Raw genomic sequence first — 18,512 nt, 5'->3', positions numbered from 1 at the left:
ATCAGTTTCGATGCATGCATCTTTTATCCTAATACCGATGGATGATGTAGGACAGAAAAATCATTTAAAAGCCTACGGTATTACTTATTTTTCTTTACAACAAAACTATGATGTAAAGTGGTTGTTAAATTATCGAGGCGGCTCTTTTTTATTAGAAGACCAAGAAATCTTTCGTAAAGAGTGTACTATAAGAGGGGTTTCTTATGAGGTTATTTCAGATACAGAAGCACTAGCTATTCTTGAAGAGATTAAAAGCCCTTCACAGAATATGGAAGCAGTTGTTCTAGAAAAAGCACCTAAAATTGCGGTGTATTCCCCTAAAGATAAAATGCCTTGGGATGATGCGGTAACGATGGTCTTAAATTATGCCGAAATTCCATATGATGTAGTATATGATGAAGAAGTGTTAAAAGATGAATTGCTATTATATGAGTGGTTACATTTACATCATGAAGATTTTACAGGTCAATTTGGTAAGTTCTATGGTTCTTTTAGAACAGCACCTTGGTATATTCAAGGTAAACGAGATGCTGAAAATCTTGCTAAAAAATTGGGGTATAGTAAAGTCTCTGAAGCCAAAAGAGATGTATCTTTAAAAATAAGGGATTATGTGATCGGAGGTGGATTCATGTTCGCCATGTGTTCGGCTACTGATAGTTTTGATATTGCTTTAGCTGCAGAAGGTATTGATATTTGTGAAACAATGTTTGACGGAGATCCATCAGAAAATGGGTATCAGAAGAAAATAGACTTTTCAAAAACTTTTGCTTTTAAAGATTTTGAATTAGTTAGAAGTCCAGTAGTCTATGAATTTTCATCGATAGATATGACCATGAAAAGAAAAATACCACGTACTGCCGATTATTTTTCTTTACAAGAATATTCAGCAAAATGGGATCCGGTACCTACCATGCTTACACAAAACCATACACAGTTGGTAAAAGGTTTTATGGGGCAAACCACTAGCTATGATAGAAAAAATGTAAAGTCTAATGTGCTGGTGATGGGTGAAAACAAATCTAATGGTGAAGCAAGATATATTCACGGTGTTAAAGGTAAAGGACTTTGGACCTTCTATGGTGGTCATGATCCCGAGGATTATACACATAGAGTAGGTGACCCAAAAACAGAACTCGATTTGCACCCAAATTCTCCTGGATATCGCTTGATATTAAATAATGTATTATTTCCTGCAGCAAAAAAGAAAGAACAAAAAACATAAAACCTCTCAAAATAGGTATCTCAAGAGGTTTTAGTCTTCTTATAGCACTTTATTCTTTTACGTAGCTTAAAGGTAGTCAAGATATTTTAAGAATACTACAATAATGATGATAGCCAATCCAGATATAAATAAACCCTTAACTAACCTATCCCAGAATTGACTATTGTTAAAAGAACTTTTTCTTTTCTTATTATTGTAATTGATCAATGATTTTTTAATTTAGTTAAGGTTTGACAAACCTCTTAAAACTTTAGAAATCATAAAACAGGAAAAAACCCCTTTTTGCACAGGAAAAATCCCCTTTTTTGAACATGATATCATTTTAACTAGGCTTTTTCTATAAATTATTAAATTAGCCTCCATGGAAATTTCAACGGTATTTAGTATCCTTTTAGGAATAGGTCTTGCTGCGTCTGTAGGCTTTAGAGTATTTGTCCCGCTTTTTGCATTAAGTTTAGCATCGTATTATAATATTATTCCATTAAACGAAAGTTGGGAATGGGTAGGAGGTATGCCAGCTATGATAACATTGGGTATAGCTACTGTACTTGAAATTATTGGATATCTCATCCCTTGGTTTGATAACATATTAGATGCTATCGCCATTCCTTTAGCAGCGGTCGCTGGTACAGCAGTAATGCTTTCAACTGCTGCGGGTTTAGACCCTTTAGTAACTTGGTCATTAGCCATTATTGCAGGTGGCGGTACTGCAACTGCTATAAAAGCTTCGACATCAACAACGCGGCTGGCATCAACCACCACCACCGGAGGGATCGCAAACCCTGTGGTTTCATCAGTAGAAACAGGCACATCGATAGTGATGTCTATATTATCTTTTATTTGGGCGCCTTTAGCGATCATTTTTTTGTTGTTTATACTTTGGTTGCTATTCAAAGTCTTTAAATGGTTTAAACCTAAGCAAAAAAATCAATGATTGTACCTTCACTCTGAACTTGTTTTAGGCTCTTATTTAATAAATATTCATCCTTAGAAGTTTTACGTGATGCTGAAGAGAATATAGTGTGACGCTTTTGTATTTAATATAATTTGTATATAGTTTTATTGTATTTAATACAAATCAGTATAAATTTCTGATATTTGCAGCCATAATTTAATGGATGGCACAAAAACCAAGCATACCTAAAGGAACACGTGATTTTTCACCTACTGAAGTAGCGAAACGAAGCTATATATTTTCTACGATTAGAAAACATTTCGAGTTATATGGATTTCAGCCTATAGAAACACCTTCATTTGAAAATTCTTCTACATTGATGGGCAAATATGGTGAAGAAGGAGATCGTTTAATTTTTAAGATATTAAACTCAGGTGATTTTCTAGCTAAAGCTGATGAAAATTTACTTAAACATAAAGAGAGTGTAAAAGTTACTTCTCAAATCTCTGAGAAAGCTCTGCGTTACGACTTAACAGTCCCTTTTGCGCGGTATGTAGTACAACATCAAAATGATATTGTGTTTCCATTTAAGCGATATCAAATGCAGCCTGTCTGGCGTGCCGATAGACCTCAAAAAGGACGTTTTCGTGAGTTTTATCAGTGTGATGCCGATGTAGTTGGGAGCAAATCTTTATTTCAAGAAGTAGAATTTATCCAACTATACGATGCTATCTTTTCTGATCTAGGTATTGCTACAACTATTAAACTAAACAATAGAAAAATATTATTTGGTATTGCCGAAATTATTGGAGCACAAGATAAATTGATAGATTTTACAATAGCTTTAGATAAACTTGATAAAATAGGTGAGGAGGGTGTAGTAAAAGAAATGCTTGCTAAAGGCATTACACAAGATGCTATTAAAAAAGTTGAACCCCTGTTTAGTCTCACAGGAACTAATAAAGAAAAGTTAACTAAGTTGAAAGGTATTTTGGATGCTTCCGACGAAGGTTCTCAAGGGGTTTCGGAATTAGAATCTGTAATTAATGCCGTAGATGACTTAGGATTAAAATTTTCAACACTAGTTATAGATGTCACACTAGCAAGAGGGTTAAATTACTATACAGGAGCGATTTTTGAAGTAACAGCAAATGATGTGCAGTTAGGTTCCATCGGCGGCGGTGGTCGTTATGATGACCTTACAGGGATCTTCGGATTAAAAGATATGAGTGGTATTGGTATTTCATTTGGCTTAGATAGAATTCAATTAGTTTTAGAAGAACTGAAGCTATTTAAATCTGTTGAATTGCCAAAACCGAAGGTCTTATTTCTGAATTTTGGAGATAAAGAAGCTCTCTATTGCTTACAAGCAATCAAAACATTAAGAAGGGAAGGTATAAAAGTTGAATTGTATCCAGACAATACCAAAATTAAAAAACAAATGAATTATGCCAATCGTAGAACTATTGAATTTACGGTAATGGCTGGTGAGTCTGAACTAGAAAATAATAAATACACATTAAAAAACATGAATTCTGGCGAACAGATGGCTTGTGATTTACAAACGCTGGTTGAGACTGTTAAGAATTCATAATTTTATATAATATTGAGACTATGTTTGAAGGAAAGAACGGAAAAACAAAGATAGAAGAGATGGGTGATGATCATATATTTTCATCAGCGAAAACACCTTTACGTGATGATGCATTTGAAGCTTCTGATGATGAGAAAATTGCCTCAATCGAGGCAGACATGACAAATATTTTACATACATTAGGGATGGATCTTACAGATGATAGTTTGCAAGGCACGCCTAAACGTGTAGCAAAAATGTTTGTGAAAGAGATTTTCGGAGGTTTGAATCCTAAAAATAAGCCTAAACCATCAACATTTGATAATAATTACAAGTATGGTGAAATGCTGGTAGAGAAGAATATCACGGTATATTCTACCTGTGAACACCATTTATTACCCATAGTTGGTAGAGCCCATGTAGCCTATATTTCAAAGGGTAATGTTATCGGACTTTCTAAAATGAATCGTATTGTAGATTATTATGCAAAGCGTCCACAAGTACAAGAGCGACTTACCATACAAATCGTTCAAGAATTACAACAAGCTTTGGGTACGCAAGATGTAGCTTGTGTAATTGATGCGAAACATTTATGCGTAAACTCTCGTGGTATTCGCGATGTAGCGAGTAGTACGGTTACCTCAGAGTTTGGGGGTAAGTTTAAAGATGACACGACTAAGCGAGAGTTTTTAGATTATCTTAAATTAGATACAGAGTTTGGAGATTGAGTTTTTTCTTTATAATTCACTCAAAAAAGCCATAGTATCGACACCATCTGCATAATCTGTTAGACTGGGCTGTTGTGTTTGACCAAAAGGAATAGCATTTTCTATACTGTTACTCACAATACATTGAATGTTATCGGCATCATTTTTTAGCTTAACGCGTAAGGTGTCTAAATCATCATAGTACTCATAAAATAAGGAGGCGATAGGGGAAGCATAACTTTCATCTTCTTTGATTATAAGAAAACCATTTTCTAATAGATCAAATTCACTCATCAAATATACAGCCTTGTTATAATCGTAGTTATTTTCGTATTTCTTGTAGTTTATAATGTCTTTATAGTCATAGATAGCTCCAAAAAATGTATCAAAATTATAGTTTTTAGGTACAAAGAGCTTTGAAACACTACGACATCCTAACCCAAAATAACGAAAAATGTCTTCACCAAGTGCCGTTAATTCTTCTTTGGTTTCTTTTCCAGTGATAATGGCTGTGCTAGTTCTATTCTTTCGTATAATATTTGGGTATTTACCGAAATAATATTCAAAATAACGGGCGGTATTATTACTACCAGTAGCTATAATTGCATCAAAATTTTCTAAGTTACCTTCTGTAAAGTTAATTTTTTCCTCAAATTCTTGGGCCACATATTCTAAATATTTAGCTATAAGTGGTAAGAAATGCTTATCGTTAGAAGATTGCTTTACGATCACTGAATGCCCTGAAATTAGTACTGATAAAAAATCATGAAACCCGACTAAAGGTATATTGCCAGCCATAATTATGGCAATAGTTTTATTAGAATTAGAGTCTAAACTATAATTTGAAGTCCAATTTTGTAATTTACTTAATGTTAATTGATTACTCCAATATTCAAAAGCGAATAAAACATTTTCTTTTGTAAACCATCCATTAAATTCTTGAGCTCTATGTATTTGCAATTTAAAAGCATCAAAGAATAAGTTATTGTATTCAACTTCGCTATTTATTTTAATTTCTTTTTGTGAAAATTGACTTAAAAAACTGCCTAATTTAACAAATGCGTTAATTCTGTTTTGTAATAACATTTAACCTTTTTTTACGTTTAGGTTTTTGTAACTTTGCAACTGCAAATTTAAAGTAATTTAAAATATGGCAATTATTATAACTGATGAATGTATAAATTGTGGGGCCTGTGAGCCAGAATGCCCTAATACAGCAATTTATGAAGGCGCAGATGATTGGCGTTATAAAGATGGTACTTCGTTAACGGGCAAAGTAATTTTACCAAACGGTAATGAAGTAGATGCAGAGGAAGTACAAGAACCTGTTTCTGACGAAATTTATTATATAGTTCCTGATAAATGTACCGAGTGCAAAGGATTTCATGAAGAGCCACAGTGTGCAGCAGTATGCCCTGTAGATTGTTGTGTGCCCGATGAAGATCATGTAGAAACTGAAGAAGAGTTATTAGGCAAGCAGCGTTTTATGCATCCAGAAGATTAGAGAAATTTATTTTTATATGTACTAGAGTCCTAAACCGCTAAAGTTTAGGATTTTTTTATGCTCTTACTTCATAGTATTAATGCTATATTTGCACCGCAAAATGAGATTCCTTGAATAAAGGAATAACAACTAAAAAGTTATCAATGAAAGCTGGAATTGTAGGACTACCAAATGTTGGAAAATCAACATTATTTAACTGTTTATCAAATGCTAAGGCACAAAGTGCAAATTTTCCATTCTGTACGATTGAACCAAATATTGGTGTTGTAAATGTTCCTGATCTGAGATTAGCGAAACTTGAAGAGCTTGTGGAGCCAGAAAAAGTACTACCAGCGACTGTAGAGATTGTAGATATTGCAGGTTTAGTTCGTGGCGCAAGTAAAGGAGAAGGATTAGGTAATCAATTTTTGGCGAATATTAGAGAAACAGACGCAATTTTACATGTGTTGCGTTGCTTTGATAATGACAATATAGTGCATGTTGATGTATCGGTAGATCCGATAAGAGATAAAGAAACTATTGATATAGAATTACAACTAAAGGATCTAGAAACTGTAGATAAACGTCTTGAAAGAGTAAAAAGAACGGCAAAAACGGGTAATAAAGAAGCGCAGGTTGAACAAGATGTCTTAGAAAGAGTGAAAGCACATTTAGAAGAAGGGCATTCTATTCGATCTTTTGAGAGAACAGAAAAGGAAGCTGAATTTATACAAACCATGCAGTTTATTACTGACAAACCTGTTTTATATGTCTGTAATGTCGATGAAGCCTCTGCTAAAGATGGTAATGAATATGTTGCTAAAGTGAAAGAAGCTATAGCAAGTGAAAACGCAGGTGTTTTAGTATTGGCTGTTGCCACTGAAGCTGATATAGCAGAGTTAGAAACCTATGAAGAAAAAGAAATGTTTTTAGAAGATCTTGGTTTAGATGAACCAGGTGCCTCTAAATTAATTCGTGCGGCCTATGAATTGTTAAATCTACAGACGTATTTTACCGCAGGTAAAAAAGAAGTACGAGCTTGGACAATTCATGTGGGTGATACGGCACCTCAAGCAGCGGGTGTAATACATACTGATTTTGAAAAAGGATTTATTCGTGCTGAAGTAATGAAATACAATGATTTTGTTTCTATGGGCAGTGAAGCTAAAGTGAAGGAAGCTGGTAAACTAGCAGTACAAGGTAAAGAATATGTTGTTGCAGATGGTGATATCATGCATTTTAGATTTAATGTCTAATTTTAATCACAGACTAAAAGAGAAAAGACAAAAGATTTTCAGTGCTAGTATTTTTTGATTGAATTGATACCCTAAGCGAACCTGTATTGAGCAGATTCGAAGTGCAGTTGAATGACGAAATCAAAAAAATATTGAAAACGATTCTAAAGAAATTCAATGCAATTCGAACTAAAAGGACACGATAAAGAAAGTAAGGCTAGAGCAGGAGAGATAACCACCGACCACGGTAAGATTAAAACGCCTATTTTTATGCCTGTTGGTACGGTTGCTTCTGTTAAAAGCGTACATCAACGTGAATTAAAAGATGATATCAATGCAGACATCATTCTAGGGAATACGTATCATCTGTATTTGCGCCCACAAACACCTATTTTAGAAAAAGTTGGGGGTCTGCATAAATTTATGAATTGGGAGCGTCCCATTTTAACCGATTCTGGTGGTTATCAGGTATATTCGTTATCAGGTAATAGAAAAATTCAAGAAGAAGGCGTGAGGTTTAAATCACATATTGATGGTTCCTCACATTTTTTTTCTCCTGAATTTTCAATGGATATTCAAAGAAGTATTGGTGCCGATATTATAATGGCTTTTGATGAGTGTACCCCGTATCCATGTGAATATGGGTATGCCAAACAATCAATGTATATGACACATCGTTGGTTACATCGTTGTATAGATCATTTAGCGAAAACACCAGAACTATACGGTTATAAACAAACATTTTTTCCGATAGTACAAGGGAGTACCTATAAAGATTTACGTAAACAATCTGCCGAGTATATTGCTTCTGTTGAAGCCGAGGGTAATGCTATTGGAGGTCTTTCTGTTGGAGAACCTGCTGAAGAAATGTATGAGATGACAGAAATTGTTTGCGATATTCTTCCCAAAGAGAAACCGCGTTACTTAATGGGGGTGGGTACGCCAATTAATATTCTCGAAAATATTGCATTAGGAGTCGATATGTTTGATTGTGTGATGCCAACGCGTAACGCGAGAAACGGAATGCTTTTTACAGCACATGGTACGATTAATATAAAGAATAAAAAATGGGCTGATGATTTTTCGCCAATAGATGAGATGGGGATTACCTATGTTGACACCTATTATTCTAAAGCATACTTACGTCATTTATTTGCTTCAAAAGAATATCTCGGAAAACAGATTGCTTCTATTCATAATCTTGGTTTTTATCTTTGGTTGGTTCGTGAAGCTAGAAAGCATATCTTAGCGGGAGACTTTACCTCTTGGAAAAACCAAATGGTAAAACAAATGGATAAAAGATTATAACCTTGCGGAAGCTAGATTTATATATACTCAAAAAATATATTACCTCTTTTATATTTACGCTACTTATTTTAATTCCGGTAGCGATTGCTATTGATACATCAGATAAAATAGGAAAATTCTTAGCGCGCCCAGAATTAGAATTTTCACAAATAATTCAAGAATATTACATCCCTTTTATTATCTATTATGCGAATACTTTTATGCCGTTGGCATTATTTATTTCCACGATACTTTTTACTTCTCAATTAGCCAATAAAACAGAAATTGTAGCTATTCACAGTGCTGGCATTTCTTTTAAGCGTTTTTTAAAACCTTATTTTATTGGTGCATTGGGTATTGCCATATTAGCATTAGTTGCCAATCATTTTATCGTGCCTAGAACAAATGGGACTTTTGAAGAATTTCAAGATAACTACTTAAGAAAAAAGAAAAGGTCAAAAACGTATGTAACTAATGTAAATCTTCAGTTGAGCGATAATGACTACATCTATTTTAGAAATTTTGATATTAAGAATAATATGGGTTATGATTTTGCTTATGAGCAATTTGACGGATATAAACTAAAGTATAAGTTAATGGCTAAGAATATTAAATACAATGCGAAAGATTCTACATTTACGCTTACTAATTTTAAGAAAAGATACATACGCTCTAAAAACGATAGCATATTTTCAGATAGAAAACTAGATACTATATTTAGCTTTAAACCGCAAGATTTAGTATATACCAGTACCATAGCGAAGGCAATGAATTCAGTTCAACTGAGTAAATTAATCGCGGTTTCCGAGAATAGAGGTGTTAAAAGCTTAAATCAGTATAAAGTGGAAATTTATAAACGATCTAGCTTACCTATTTCTTCATTTATTCTAACACTTATCGCGGTTGTTTTAGCCTCTAAAAAGAGAAGAGGAGGGATTGGTATTAATTTAGCTTTAGGTGTTACCATCATGTTTTCGTATGTATTCTTTTTAAAGATATTTGAAGTTTTAGGTGCAAATGCTTCCTATAATTCGTTACTAATGGTTTGGTTACCTAATATTCTGTTTGGTATTTTAGCTGCCTATTTATATTTCAATGCCAAACGATAATCTTAAGCACCATTTACACTTACATTTTTTAGTATTTATTGCTGGTTTTACAGCAATACTAGGAGAACTGATAGCTATTGAAGCCTTTTCCTTAGTTTGGTATAGAATGTCTATTGCAGGAATTTTAATGTTTTTATATATTAAAATAAGACGAATTAAGCTAGCTATTTCCCGAAGAAAATTAGTACAATTTCTTGGTGCTGGAGTTATTATAGCGTTGCACTGGATTACTTTTTTTGCATCTATTAAAGAAGCAAATATTTCTATTGCGCTGTCGATGTTCTCAACAGGAGCTTTTTTTGCAGCATTATTAGAACCGTTGTTTTATAAACGTAAGATACGATTGTATGAAGTGTTTTTTGGATTGCTTATTATTATAGGAGTATATCTTATTATAGACAGTGAAATTAAATACCTAACCGGAATTTTTCTTGGTATTTCATCTGCATTTTTTTCATCACTTTTTGCCGTTATAAATGGCAAATTTGTTGCTAACAGTAGCGCAACTATTATATCGTTTTATGAATTTATTGGAGGTGTTCTTTTTATAACACTATATATAGCGCTTTTTGGTAATGGTTTTAATGCAGAGTTTTTTATTTTAAAAAGTACAGATTGGTTGTATATATTCATTTTAGCTTCTGTATGTACGGCTTATGCTTTTATTGCTGCTGTTGATATTATGAAGTATATAAGTCCGTTTACAGTAGTACTTGCCTATAATTTAGAGCCTGTATATGGTATTATTTTGGCAATTATTTTGTTTGGACAAAAGGAAATAATGAGTACCAATTTTTATTATGGAGCTATTCTTATCTTAATAACTGTAGTCTTAGATGCCATTATTAAAAATAGAGAAAAGTTTACCAAATTAAAAAACTAATATCTTCTAGTAAAGTTTATATATTTGTACACTAACTTAATTAACTCTAATGGAATATTTAGATTTCGAAAAACCTATTCAAGAACTCGAAGAACAGCTAGAAAAATGTAAACTGATTGGTGAAGAAAGTGAAGTAGATGTTACTGAAACTTGCGAGCAAATCGAGAAAAAATTAGAAAAAACAAAAAAAGATATATATAAAAATTTAACGGCATGGCAACGTGTGCAATTATCACGTCATCCAAATAGACCCTATACGTTAGATTATATAGAAGCCTTAACAAAAGGCACATTTATGGAGCTTCACGGCGACAGAACTGTGAAAGATGATAAAGCGATGGTTGGTGGTCTTGGTAAAATAGGGGATCAGTCATTTATGTTTATAGGTCAACAAAAAGGATATAACACCAAAACACGTCAGTATCGTAATTTTGGTATGGCAAATCCAGAAGGCTATAGAAAAGCTTTGCGTTTAATGAAAATGGCTGAAAAGTTTGGAATACCTGTAGTGACCTTAATTGATACTCCAGGTGCGTATCCTGGCTTAGAAGCTGAAGAACGTGGGCAAGGAGAGGCTATAGCCAGAAATATCTTTGAAATGACAAAATTAAAGACACCTATTATTTCTATAATAATTGGTGAAGGAGCTTCAGGTGGTGCTGTAGGTATTGGTGTTGGTGATCGTGTTTTTATGATGGAAAACACTTGGTACACGGTTATTTCTCCAGAATCATGTTCTTCTATTCTTTGGCGCAGTTGGGATTATAAAGAACAAGCAGCTGAAGCTTTAAAGCTTACAGCAGAAGATATGAAGAAGCTTAAACTGATTGATAGTATTATTAAAGAACCTTTCGGTGGAGCCCATAGTAATCGTGAAGAAGCTTTTAAAATTGTCGAAGCGCAAATATTAAAATCTTATAAAGAGTTAAAAGATATTTCTCAAAAAGAGTTGGTAGAAAGCCGTATGGATAAATATACCAATATGGGGGTTTACAAATCGTAACCAATGAAAATCCTTACTGCTGAGCAACTAAAAAAAGCCGATCAATATACCATTGAAAAAGGTAATATGACGTCTGCCGATCTTATGGAACGTGCGGCGTCTTTATGTTTTCAATGGATACATAACAGACTTCAAGGTAATACGATTCCTATTAAGGTTTTTTGTGGTACAGGCAATAATGGCGGTGATGGTCTTGTTATTGCCAGACACTTAAAGCAGCATGGTTATAATGTTTTTACCTACGTTATAAACTGTAGTAACAAAAGAAGTCAAGATTTTCTAACGAACTATGATCGTTTAAAAGAAATTGGTGTTTGGCCAGAAATGATTACTTGTAAGACTGAACTTCCAGAGATTTCTGAGAATGATATGGTTATTGATGCAATTTTCGGATTAGGACTGTCAAGACCACCAGAAGATGTGTTGAAAGAGGTGATTCAGCATATAAATGCTTCAAATGCTTATGTGCTTTCTATAGATGTTCCTTCTGGGATGTACTCAGATAAAACGATCGAAGATAAAGAAGCTGTTGTTAAAGCTTATCACGTTTTGACTTTTCAAACACCTAAGCTTGCGTTTTTAGTACCTGAAAATAAAGAATATATAGTTGGGTATGATGTAATTGATATTGGGTTAGATGCTGAGTTTATTTTTAATACAAAAGCAGCAGCTTTTACCTTAGAAAAACCCGATGTGGTTACATTATATAAACCCAGAGCTAAGTTTTCTCATAAAGGAGATTATGGACATTCACTTATTATTGGAGGTAGTTATGGTAAAATAGGAGCTGTCTCATTAGCTGCGCGTGCTGCACTTACCATTGGTAGCGGTTTAGTTTCAGCTTATATTCCTAAATGCGGTTATAGCATATTGCAAACGGCATTACCAGAAGTAATGGTAGAAACGGATGCAGAAAATGAAATTGCAAAGATAAATTCTAAAGTAGCTGCAAATGCCATAGGAATAGGGGTAGGGCTGGGTACAGCGACTAAAACTTTAAACGCATTTAAAGCTTTTTTACAAGAAAATAAAATATCTTTAGTTATTGATGCAGATGCAATTAACTTACTAGCAAAAGATAAGTCACTTTTAAAATTAGTGCCAGAGGGCTCTGTTTTAACACCACATCCAAAAGAATTTGAACGCTTAGTTGGTAAAAGTAAAAACGATTTTGAAAGATTAGACAAATTACAATCCTTAGCTAAAAAAATAAAGTCTGTTGTAGTTTTAAAAGGAGCAAATACTGTTATTGCCAGTGATGATATACTGTACTTTAACACCACAGGAAACCCTGCTTTAGCTTCTGGAGGTAGTGGAGATGTTTTAACAGGTATCATTACAGGATTGCTCGCTCAAGGCTATTCAGCTTTGTATGCAACTATTTTTGGTGTTTATATACATGGATTAACAGCAAACGTTGCTATGAAAGACTTGGTCTATGAAACGTTTACAGCTTCAGATATTATTGCGTATTTATCATCAGCGTTTAAAGAACTTTTTAGAAGAGAACAAATTCTACCACCACAATCTGAGGAAACACCCACAGAGGAAACTAAAGCGCATAAAAAAAGTCGCTAAAAGCGACTTGATGTATTAGTTGATGTTTTTGAGAATTCTTTTTAATTCAGGATTTGAAGGTTTGGGTGCAAATGCATCTACAATTTTCCCTTCATCATCTATTAGGATAGCTCTTGGTATTTTAACAATATCATAAGCCTTCACAAAATCTGAGTTCCAACCTCTATCAGCAATTAGCTGTATTGCTTTAATATTATTATTAACAACCTCAGTTTTCCATGTTCTTTTATCTCTTTGATAGTCTAGAGAAATATTTACAAATTGAATTTGATCACCAAACTCAACAATTAAATTATCCAAATATGGTAATTCAGTTTTACTAAGCTCACTTCTGGTAGTCCATATGTTAATATAGGTATATTTCCCTTTTAGATCATTAAGTTTTACAAGTTGATCGTTTTGATCGCTGAATGAAAAATCTGGAGCTAACTTACCGGTAGTAATGTTAGACTTATCAATCGTTTTTGATACTTTGGTACTTATTGTAAAAGATAGCGTAAGTAGCACTACAATAAATAGTAATAAATTCCTCAGGCTATTATTCATAATTAGTTGATAATTTTAGACTTATAGGTAGTATCATAACGTATTATTTTAAGAATATTATACTTCTAATATATTTATGCACAACTTTTTTTGGTAATACCATCTCATTTTTAGACTTTTGATGACCTAAACAAATTAATACTAGTGACGCATTCTATAAGTTCAAAAAAATTATATATTTCTGATATACAATTAATTATAAGCAATAATTCAAAACTTGAATTATCTGTAGAAGCTGTTAATAGTATAAAAGAATGTAGAGAATATTTAGACAAAAAAATAATTGAGAACAAAACACCTATTTATGGCATTAATACAGGTTTTGGTTCGCTCTATAATGTTAAAATACAACAAGATAACTTAGTTAAGTTACAGGAAAATTTAGTGAAATCTCATGCTTGTGGAACTGGAGATAGAGTACCTAATGCGATTGTGAAATTAATGTTGTTATTAAAAATTCAATCGTTGAGTTATGGCTATTCGGGAGTTCAGCTGGAAACGGTAAATAGACTTGTTGATTTTTATAACAACGATATTTTTCCAGTAGTATATACGCAAGGTTCTTTAGGTGCTTCTGGGGATTTAGCCCCATTAGCACATCTTGCATTGCCTTTGATAGGGTTGGGAGAGGCGTTATACCAAGGAAAGGTTTTTTCTGGACAAGAAATTTTAGAAAAATTTGGTTGGGAAAAGATTAAATTAAAGTCTAAAGAAGGGTTGGCTTTACTTAATGGGACGCAATTTATGGCTGCCTATGGAGTTTACATTGTATTAAAATCGTACAAGTTATCGTATTTAGCTGATCTTATTGGTTCGCTATCGCTAGATGCTTTTGATGGGCGCTTAGAGCCTTTTAATGAACTTATACACCTTATAAGACCTCATAACGGGCAATTGAAGACAGCTAAGCGTATTAGAGAATTTTTAGACGGAAGTGAAATTATTGCGCAAAATAAGATTCATGTACAAGACCCGTATTCATTCAGATGCATGCCACAAGTTCATGGCGCTACTCTAGATACCTTGCAATTTGTTACTAAAACTTTTGAGACCGAAATAAATGCTGTTACAGACAATCCAAATGTATTTATTAAAGAAGACGCAATAATTTCTGGGGGTAATTTTCATGGACAACCTTTAGCGCTAGCTTTAGACTATATGGCAATTGCTTTATCTGAGTTGGGGAACATTTCTGAAAGAAGAACGTATCAGTTAGTATCAGGTTTACGGGGATTGCCTGCTTTTTTAATTTCAAATCCTGGATTGAATTCAGGATTTATGATTCCTCAATATACGGCTGCAAGTATCGTAAGTTTGAACAAACAGTTAGCAACACCTGCATCTGTTGATTCTATCGTGTCTAGTAATGGGCAAGAAGACCATGTGAGTATGGGTGCAAATGCAGCGACAAAAACAAAACAGATCGTTGATAATATTGAAACTATTTTAGCAATAGAATTATTGAATGCATCACAAGCTTTGGTCTTTAGAAAGCCACTTAAAACATCAGAATTTTTAGAATCTTTTTTAAAAGTCTATAGAAATGAAGTTTCGTTTGTTGAAGAGGATAGAATATTACATAACGATATCGCTACTACCAAAAATTTTATTGAAAATTTAAGAATAGAGAACGAAGAATTATTTAGCTAAGTTGTTTTTATTAAAAGCAATACGTTCACCATTATCTAATTTAGCTAACATCATTTTTAGTGCTTTTAACTTATGTTCAACTACTTGAATTCTACGCTGGGCAGTTGCAACATCTAAAGATGTATTTTTCAAAGAATGCTTTGATGTATGATCTTTATAAGTTTCAATAGATTCGTATGTGCTATTGATTTCATTTACAATTCTATCTTGTAAAGAAGTAATCTGATCTTGATTCATTACTCACATTGTTTGGGTTAGCTAATATATAAAAAAATAATAGTACTAATTATTAGGGCAGTAAAGTATAATGCCCATGTATGCATAACCACTTACCATTTTCTTTAACAAATATTCTAGTAGATTTTCCTCTAGTCGCAAATTGCTTTCCGTTAGTTGTTCCCGAATCAGACCAATAATACGTTATAAAAGCTGTATTTCCATTAACAGTAACTTTTGGTTCATGCATTTCTGTATGGATAGGTGTAGAGCTTTCTACCCACTCTGTAATTCCTTTTACTTCGGTTGCCTTACCAGAACGTAAAACAGAATCGTATTCACCAAATTGAGTAAAATCTTCATGTATATAAGATGCATAACGCTCTATGTCACCTTTTTCAATTGCATCCCACAGGTCTATAAGTGTTGATTTGATAAGCTCTTTTTCTTTTTCATTACTTGCTATTTTGTTATTACAATTTGTTAAAAATAATATAATAAATGTTAAAAGAATTAATCTCATAGGGATAAAAAATCCCTCCTAAAAAGGAGGGAAGTTATTTATTCATTTTCTTCAATAGATTTCTTAGCTTTTTTAATTTTAATGACAAGCTCATCTGTTTTTTCATTGAGATCCATGCTAATGGAGTCACCTTCTTTGAGCTTCGCATTCACAATTTCTTCCGCTAAAGCATCTTCTATATACTTCTGAATAGCTCTTTTTAAAGGGCGCGCGCCATATTGCCTATCAAAACCTTTATCAGCAATATAATCTTTAGCTTTATCTGTAAGCGTAAGCCTATACCCTAAACCATCGATGCGCTCTAATAATTTATCTAACTCTATATCTATTATTTTATGAATATCTTCTCTTTCTAATGAATTAAATACGATAACATCATCAATTCTGTTCAAAAACTCAGGAGCAAAACTTTTTTTCAAGGCGCTTTCAATCACACCTTTAGCTAAAGCATCCGCTTGCTCTTTTTTAGAAGCTGTACCAAAACCAACTCCAGTACCAAAATCTTTTAATTGACGTGCTCCTATGTTAGAAGTCATTATAATAATCGTATGTCTAAAATCAATCTTGCGACCTAAACTATCGGTAATATGGCCATCATCTAATATTTGAAGTAGCATATTGAATACATCTGGATGTGCTTTTTCAATTTCGTCAAGCAATACAACAGAGTATGGTTTTCGACGTATTTTCTCTGTTAATTGACCACCTTCTTCATAGCCTACATATCCTGGAGGTGCTCCAATCAAGCGGGAAATAGCAAATTTTTCCATGTACTCACTCATATCGATACGAACTAGCGCATCATTCGAATCAAATAATTCTCTTGCAATAACTTTTGCTAACTGCGTTTTTCCTACGCCTGTTGAGCCTAAGAAAATAAAGGAGCCAATAGGTTTGTTAGGGTCTTTTAATCCAACACGATTACGCTGTATAGCTTTTACAACTTTAGCTACAGCTTCATCTTGACCAATAACTTTTCCTTTTATAAGGTTGTGAAGATCGGCCAAACGCTGACTTTCTGCCTCAGCAATACGATTTACTGGAATACCAGTCATCATAGAGACTACTTCTGCAACATTATCTTCGGTTACAGTTTCTTTATGTTGTTTAGATTGTTCTTCCCACTCCTTTTGTGCGGTAGCAAGATCTTTTTCAATACGTTTTTCATCATCTCGTAAACGTGCTGCTTCTTCGTATTTTTGACTCTTTACCACACTGTTTTTAAGCTCTCTAACTTCTTCTAATTGTTTTTCTAATTGCAGTATTTGTTGCGGTACAACAATGTTCGTAATATGAATTCTTGAACCGGCTTCATCTAAAGCATCGATTGCTTTATCAGGTAAGAAACGATCCGTCATATAACGATTCGTTAATTTTACGCAAGCCTCAATGGCTTCATCAGTAAATGTTACGTTATGATGATTTTCATACTTATCTTTAATATTATTTAAAATCTGAATAGTTTCTTCTACAGAAGTAGGCTCTACCATTATCTTTTGAAAACGACGCTCTAAAGCACCATCTTTTTCAATATTCTGACGGAATTCATCTAAAGTAGTTGCGCCTATACATTGTATTTCACCTCTCGCCAATGCAGGTTTAAACATATTTGATGCATCTAACGAACCGGTAGCGCCACCAGCGCCTACAATTGTATGTATTTCATCGATAAAAAGAATAATATCATCATTCTTCTCTAATTCATTCATCAAAGCCTTCATTCGTTCTTCGAATTGCCCACGGTATTTTGTACCAGCAACCAAACTTGCAAGATCTAAAGAAACAATTCGTTTATTAAAAAGTATTCTAGACACTTTTCGTTGAATAATTCGTAAAGCTAAACCTTCTGCTATAGCAGATTTACCAACGCCAGGTTCACCAATTAATATAGGATTGTTTTTTTTACGACGACTTAAAATTTGAGAGATGCGTTCTATTTCTTTTTTACGACCTACTACAGGATCTAATTTACCTTCTTCAGCAAGTGCGGTTAAATCACGTCCAAAATTATCTAAAACAGGTGTTTTAGATTTTTTGTTCGTGCTACTTTTTTGTGAGCCGCTGCCTTCAAAAGGATTATCTTTTGGATCTTCAAATTCATCATCACTTCTTGATTCTGCCTTTGGTGAAGAAGTAGTAATATCTTGATCTAGAAATAACTGACCAAAAATATTTTTCACTTCATCATAATCTATATCGAATTTATTTAAAAGCTTCGTAGTAGGGTCATTTTCATTACGTAATACACATAGTAATAAATGTGCAGTACTTACAGCTTTGCTTTTATATAACTTAGCCTCTAAAAAAGTTGTTTTTAATGCTTTTTCAGCTTGTTTTGTTAGATGTAAACTCTTTTTATCATTACCACTCATCGCTTCGGAATTTGCGGGACTCAATCCCTCAATTTTTTTCCTCAATGTATCTAAATCTATATCTAAAGCATTTAGTATATCAATAGCTTCCCCATTGGCTTTTCGTAATAATCCTAACATAAGATGCTCTGTTCCAATAAAGTCATGCCCTAATCGTAGGGCCTCTTCTTTACTGTAAGCAATCACATCTTTTACTTTAGGTGAAAAATTATCGTCCATATATTAGTATT

At 33.4% G+C, this 18,512-nt stretch carries 17 protein-coding genes; 12 read left to right on the top strand and 5 right to left on the bottom strand.

From position 1 onward, the window contains the following. Positions 1-10 precede the first annotated feature (10 nt). The 4 genes from AC1EUY_RS08655 (at position 11) to folE (ending at position 4,418) form a co-directional block, all read left to right on the top strand. Positions 11-1,222, top strand: coding sequence for an asparagine synthetase B (locus AC1EUY_RS08655; RefSeq protein WP_480195149.1), 1,212 nt, complete (start codon positions 11-13; stop codon positions 1,220-1,222). Positions 1,223-1,583: 361 nt separating this feature from the next. Further along, positions 1,584-2,156, top strand: coding sequence for a DUF4126 domain-containing protein (locus tag AC1EUY_RS08650; protein ID WP_480195122.1), 573 nt, complete (start codon positions 1,584-1,586; stop codon positions 2,154-2,156). Between the two features lie 184 nt (positions 2,157-2,340). Next, positions 2,341-3,711: a histidine--tRNA ligase gene (hisS, locus tag AC1EUY_RS08645; RefSeq protein ID WP_480195121.1), complete on the top strand. Its 1,371-nt coding sequence runs from the start codon at positions 2,341-2,343 to the stop codon at positions 3,709-3,711. A 20-nt stretch (positions 3,712-3,731) separates the two neighbouring features. Further along, positions 3,732-4,418, top strand: a complete 687-nt coding sequence (folE, locus tag AC1EUY_RS08640; RefSeq protein WP_480195120.1) for a GTP cyclohydrolase I FolE — start codon at positions 3,732-3,734, stop codon at positions 4,416-4,418. A 9-nt stretch (positions 4,419-4,427) separates the two neighbouring features. On the opposite strand, the gene AC1EUY_RS08635 is transcribed toward folE, so the two are convergent. Further along, a complete protein-coding gene (locus AC1EUY_RS08635; RefSeq protein ID WP_480195119.1) occupies positions 4,428-5,483 on the bottom strand; it encodes an acyl-CoA reductase in 1,056 nt (351 codons plus the stop codon). A gap of 64 nt (positions 5,484-5,547) precedes the next feature. On the opposite strand from AC1EUY_RS08635, the gene AC1EUY_RS08630 reads away from it, so the two are divergent. From AC1EUY_RS08630 to AC1EUY_RS08600, 7 genes are all read left to right on the top strand, one after another. Then, the gene (locus tag AC1EUY_RS08630; RefSeq protein ID WP_480195118.1) at positions 5,548-5,901 is read left to right on the top strand and encodes a 4Fe-4S dicluster domain-containing protein; all 354 of its coding nucleotides are present in this window, start codon (positions 5,548-5,550) and stop codon (positions 5,899-5,901) included. A gap of 143 nt (positions 5,902-6,044) precedes the next feature. After that, positions 6,045-7,136: a redox-regulated ATPase YchF gene (gene ychF, locus AC1EUY_RS08625; RefSeq protein ID WP_480195117.1), complete on the top strand. Its 1,092-nt coding sequence runs from the start codon at positions 6,045-6,047 to the stop codon at positions 7,134-7,136. A gap of 156 nt (positions 7,137-7,292) precedes the next feature. Next, positions 7,293-8,423 carry a tRNA guanosine(34) transglycosylase Tgt gene (tgt, locus tag AC1EUY_RS08620; RefSeq protein ID WP_480195116.1) on the top strand — a complete coding sequence of 377 codons (1,131 nt, stop codon included), beginning with the start codon at positions 7,293-7,295 and terminating at the stop codon, positions 8,421-8,423. Between the two features lie 2 nt (positions 8,424-8,425). Beyond that, positions 8,426-9,511, top strand: coding sequence for an LptF/LptG family permease (locus AC1EUY_RS08615; RefSeq protein ID WP_480195115.1), 1,086 nt, complete (start codon positions 8,426-8,428; stop codon positions 9,509-9,511). Next, positions 9,498-10,394 (top strand): DMT family transporter, encoded by an 897-nt coding sequence (locus AC1EUY_RS08610; protein ID WP_480195114.1) that lies wholly within the window; start codon positions 9,498-9,500, stop codon positions 10,392-10,394. Before AC1EUY_RS08615 ends, AC1EUY_RS08610 begins: the two co-directional genes overlap by 14 nt. 49 nt (positions 10,395-10,443) lie before the next feature. Next, on the top strand, positions 10,444-11,397 hold the full coding sequence (locus AC1EUY_RS08605; protein ID WP_480195113.1) for an acetyl-CoA carboxylase carboxyltransferase subunit alpha: 954 nt from the start codon (positions 10,444-10,446) through the stop codon (positions 11,395-11,397). Positions 11,398-11,400: 3 nt separating this feature from the next. Further along, the gene (locus tag AC1EUY_RS08600; RefSeq protein ID WP_480195112.1) at positions 11,401-12,975 is read left to right on the top strand and encodes an NAD(P)H-hydrate dehydratase; all 1,575 of its coding nucleotides are present in this window, start codon (positions 11,401-11,403) and stop codon (positions 12,973-12,975) included. Positions 12,976-12,990: 15 nt separating this feature from the next. Here the strand turns inward: AC1EUY_RS08600 and AC1EUY_RS08595 are convergent, their stop codons facing one another. After that, a complete protein-coding gene (locus tag AC1EUY_RS08595) occupies positions 12,991-13,521 on the bottom strand; it encodes a TlpA family protein disulfide reductase (protein ID WP_480195111.1) in 531 nt (176 codons plus the stop codon). Positions 13,522-13,659: 138 nt separating this feature from the next. On the opposite strand from AC1EUY_RS08595, the gene hutH reads away from it, so the two are divergent. Next, a complete protein-coding gene (gene hutH, locus AC1EUY_RS08590) occupies positions 13,660-15,171 on the top strand; it encodes a histidine ammonia-lyase (protein WP_480195148.1) in 1,512 nt (503 codons plus the stop codon). Here hutH and AC1EUY_RS08585 read toward each other — a convergent pair. Genes AC1EUY_RS08585 through AC1EUY_RS08575 form a run of 3 tightly spaced genes read right to left on the bottom strand, consistent with a single transcriptional unit; the run spans position 15,160 to position 18,501 of the window. After that, a complete protein-coding gene (locus AC1EUY_RS08585) occupies positions 15,160-15,408 on the bottom strand; it encodes a hypothetical protein (protein WP_480195110.1) in 249 nt (82 codons plus the stop codon). The genes hutH and AC1EUY_RS08585 overlap by 12 nt on opposite strands. A 52-nt stretch (positions 15,409-15,460) precedes the next feature. Continuing rightward, positions 15,461-15,910: a YybH family protein gene (locus AC1EUY_RS08580; protein WP_480195109.1), complete on the bottom strand. Its 450-nt coding sequence runs from the start codon at positions 15,908-15,910 to the stop codon at positions 15,461-15,463. Between the two features lie 38 nt (positions 15,911-15,948). After that, complete coding sequence (locus AC1EUY_RS08575; RefSeq protein WP_480195108.1) at positions 15,949-18,501, bottom strand: ATP-dependent Clp protease ATP-binding subunit; 2,553 nt, start codon at positions 18,499-18,501, stop codon at positions 15,949-15,951. Between the last annotated feature and the right edge of the window lie 11 nt (positions 18,502-18,512).

Source organism: Maritimimonas sp. 2210JD6-3 (assembly GCF_056591795.1).
Note: the sequence above shows the minus strand (reverse complement) of the source record. Positions and strands in the feature narration are given on the sequence as shown.

Bases quoted from the DNA above. Each gene is read 5' to 3' on its own strand.
- AC1EUY_RS08655 (WP_480195149.1), top strand. From the start codon at position 11: ATGCATGCATCTTTTATCCTAATACCGATGGATGATGTAGGACAGAAA.
- AC1EUY_RS08610 (WP_480195114.1), top strand. From the start codon at position 9,498: ATGCCAAACGATAATCTTAAGCACCATTTACACTTACATTTTTTAGTA.
- AC1EUY_RS08575 (WP_480195108.1), bottom strand. From the start codon at position 18,501: ATGGACGATAATTTTTCACCTAAAGTAAAAGATGTGATTGCTTACAGT.
- tgt (WP_480195116.1), top strand. From the start codon at position 7,293: ATGCAATTCGAACTAAAAGGACACGATAAAGAAAGTAAGGCTAGAGCA.
- AC1EUY_RS08650 (WP_480195122.1), top strand. From the start codon at position 1,584: ATGGAAATTTCAACGGTATTTAGTATCCTTTTAGGAATAGGTCTTGCT.
- AC1EUY_RS08635 (WP_480195119.1), bottom strand. From the start codon at position 5,483: ATGTTATTACAAAACAGAATTAACGCATTTGTTAAATTAGGCAGTTTT.
- AC1EUY_RS08630 (WP_480195118.1), top strand. From the start codon at position 5,548: ATGGCAATTATTATAACTGATGAATGTATAAATTGTGGGGCCTGTGAG.
- AC1EUY_RS08595 (WP_480195111.1), bottom strand. From the start codon at position 13,521: ATGAATAATAGCCTGAGGAATTTATTACTATTTATTGTAGTGCTACTT.
- AC1EUY_RS08585 (WP_480195110.1), bottom strand. From the start codon at position 15,408: ATGAATCAAGATCAGATTACTTCTTTACAAGATAGAATTGTAAATGAA.
- AC1EUY_RS08600 (WP_480195112.1), top strand. From the start codon at position 11,401: ATGAAAATCCTTACTGCTGAGCAACTAAAAAAAGCCGATCAATATACC.
- AC1EUY_RS08580 (WP_480195109.1), bottom strand. From the start codon at position 15,910: ATGAGATTAATTCTTTTAACATTTATTATATTATTTTTAACAAATTGT.
- folE (WP_480195120.1), top strand. From the start codon at position 3,732: ATGTTTGAAGGAAAGAACGGAAAAACAAAGATAGAAGAGATGGGTGAT.
- ychF (WP_480195117.1), top strand. From the start codon at position 6,045: ATGAAAGCTGGAATTGTAGGACTACCAAATGTTGGAAAATCAACATTA.
- AC1EUY_RS08605 (WP_480195113.1), top strand. From the start codon at position 10,444: ATGGAATATTTAGATTTCGAAAAACCTATTCAAGAACTCGAAGAACAG.
- hisS (WP_480195121.1), top strand. From the start codon at position 2,341: ATGGCACAAAAACCAAGCATACCTAAAGGAACACGTGATTTTTCACCT.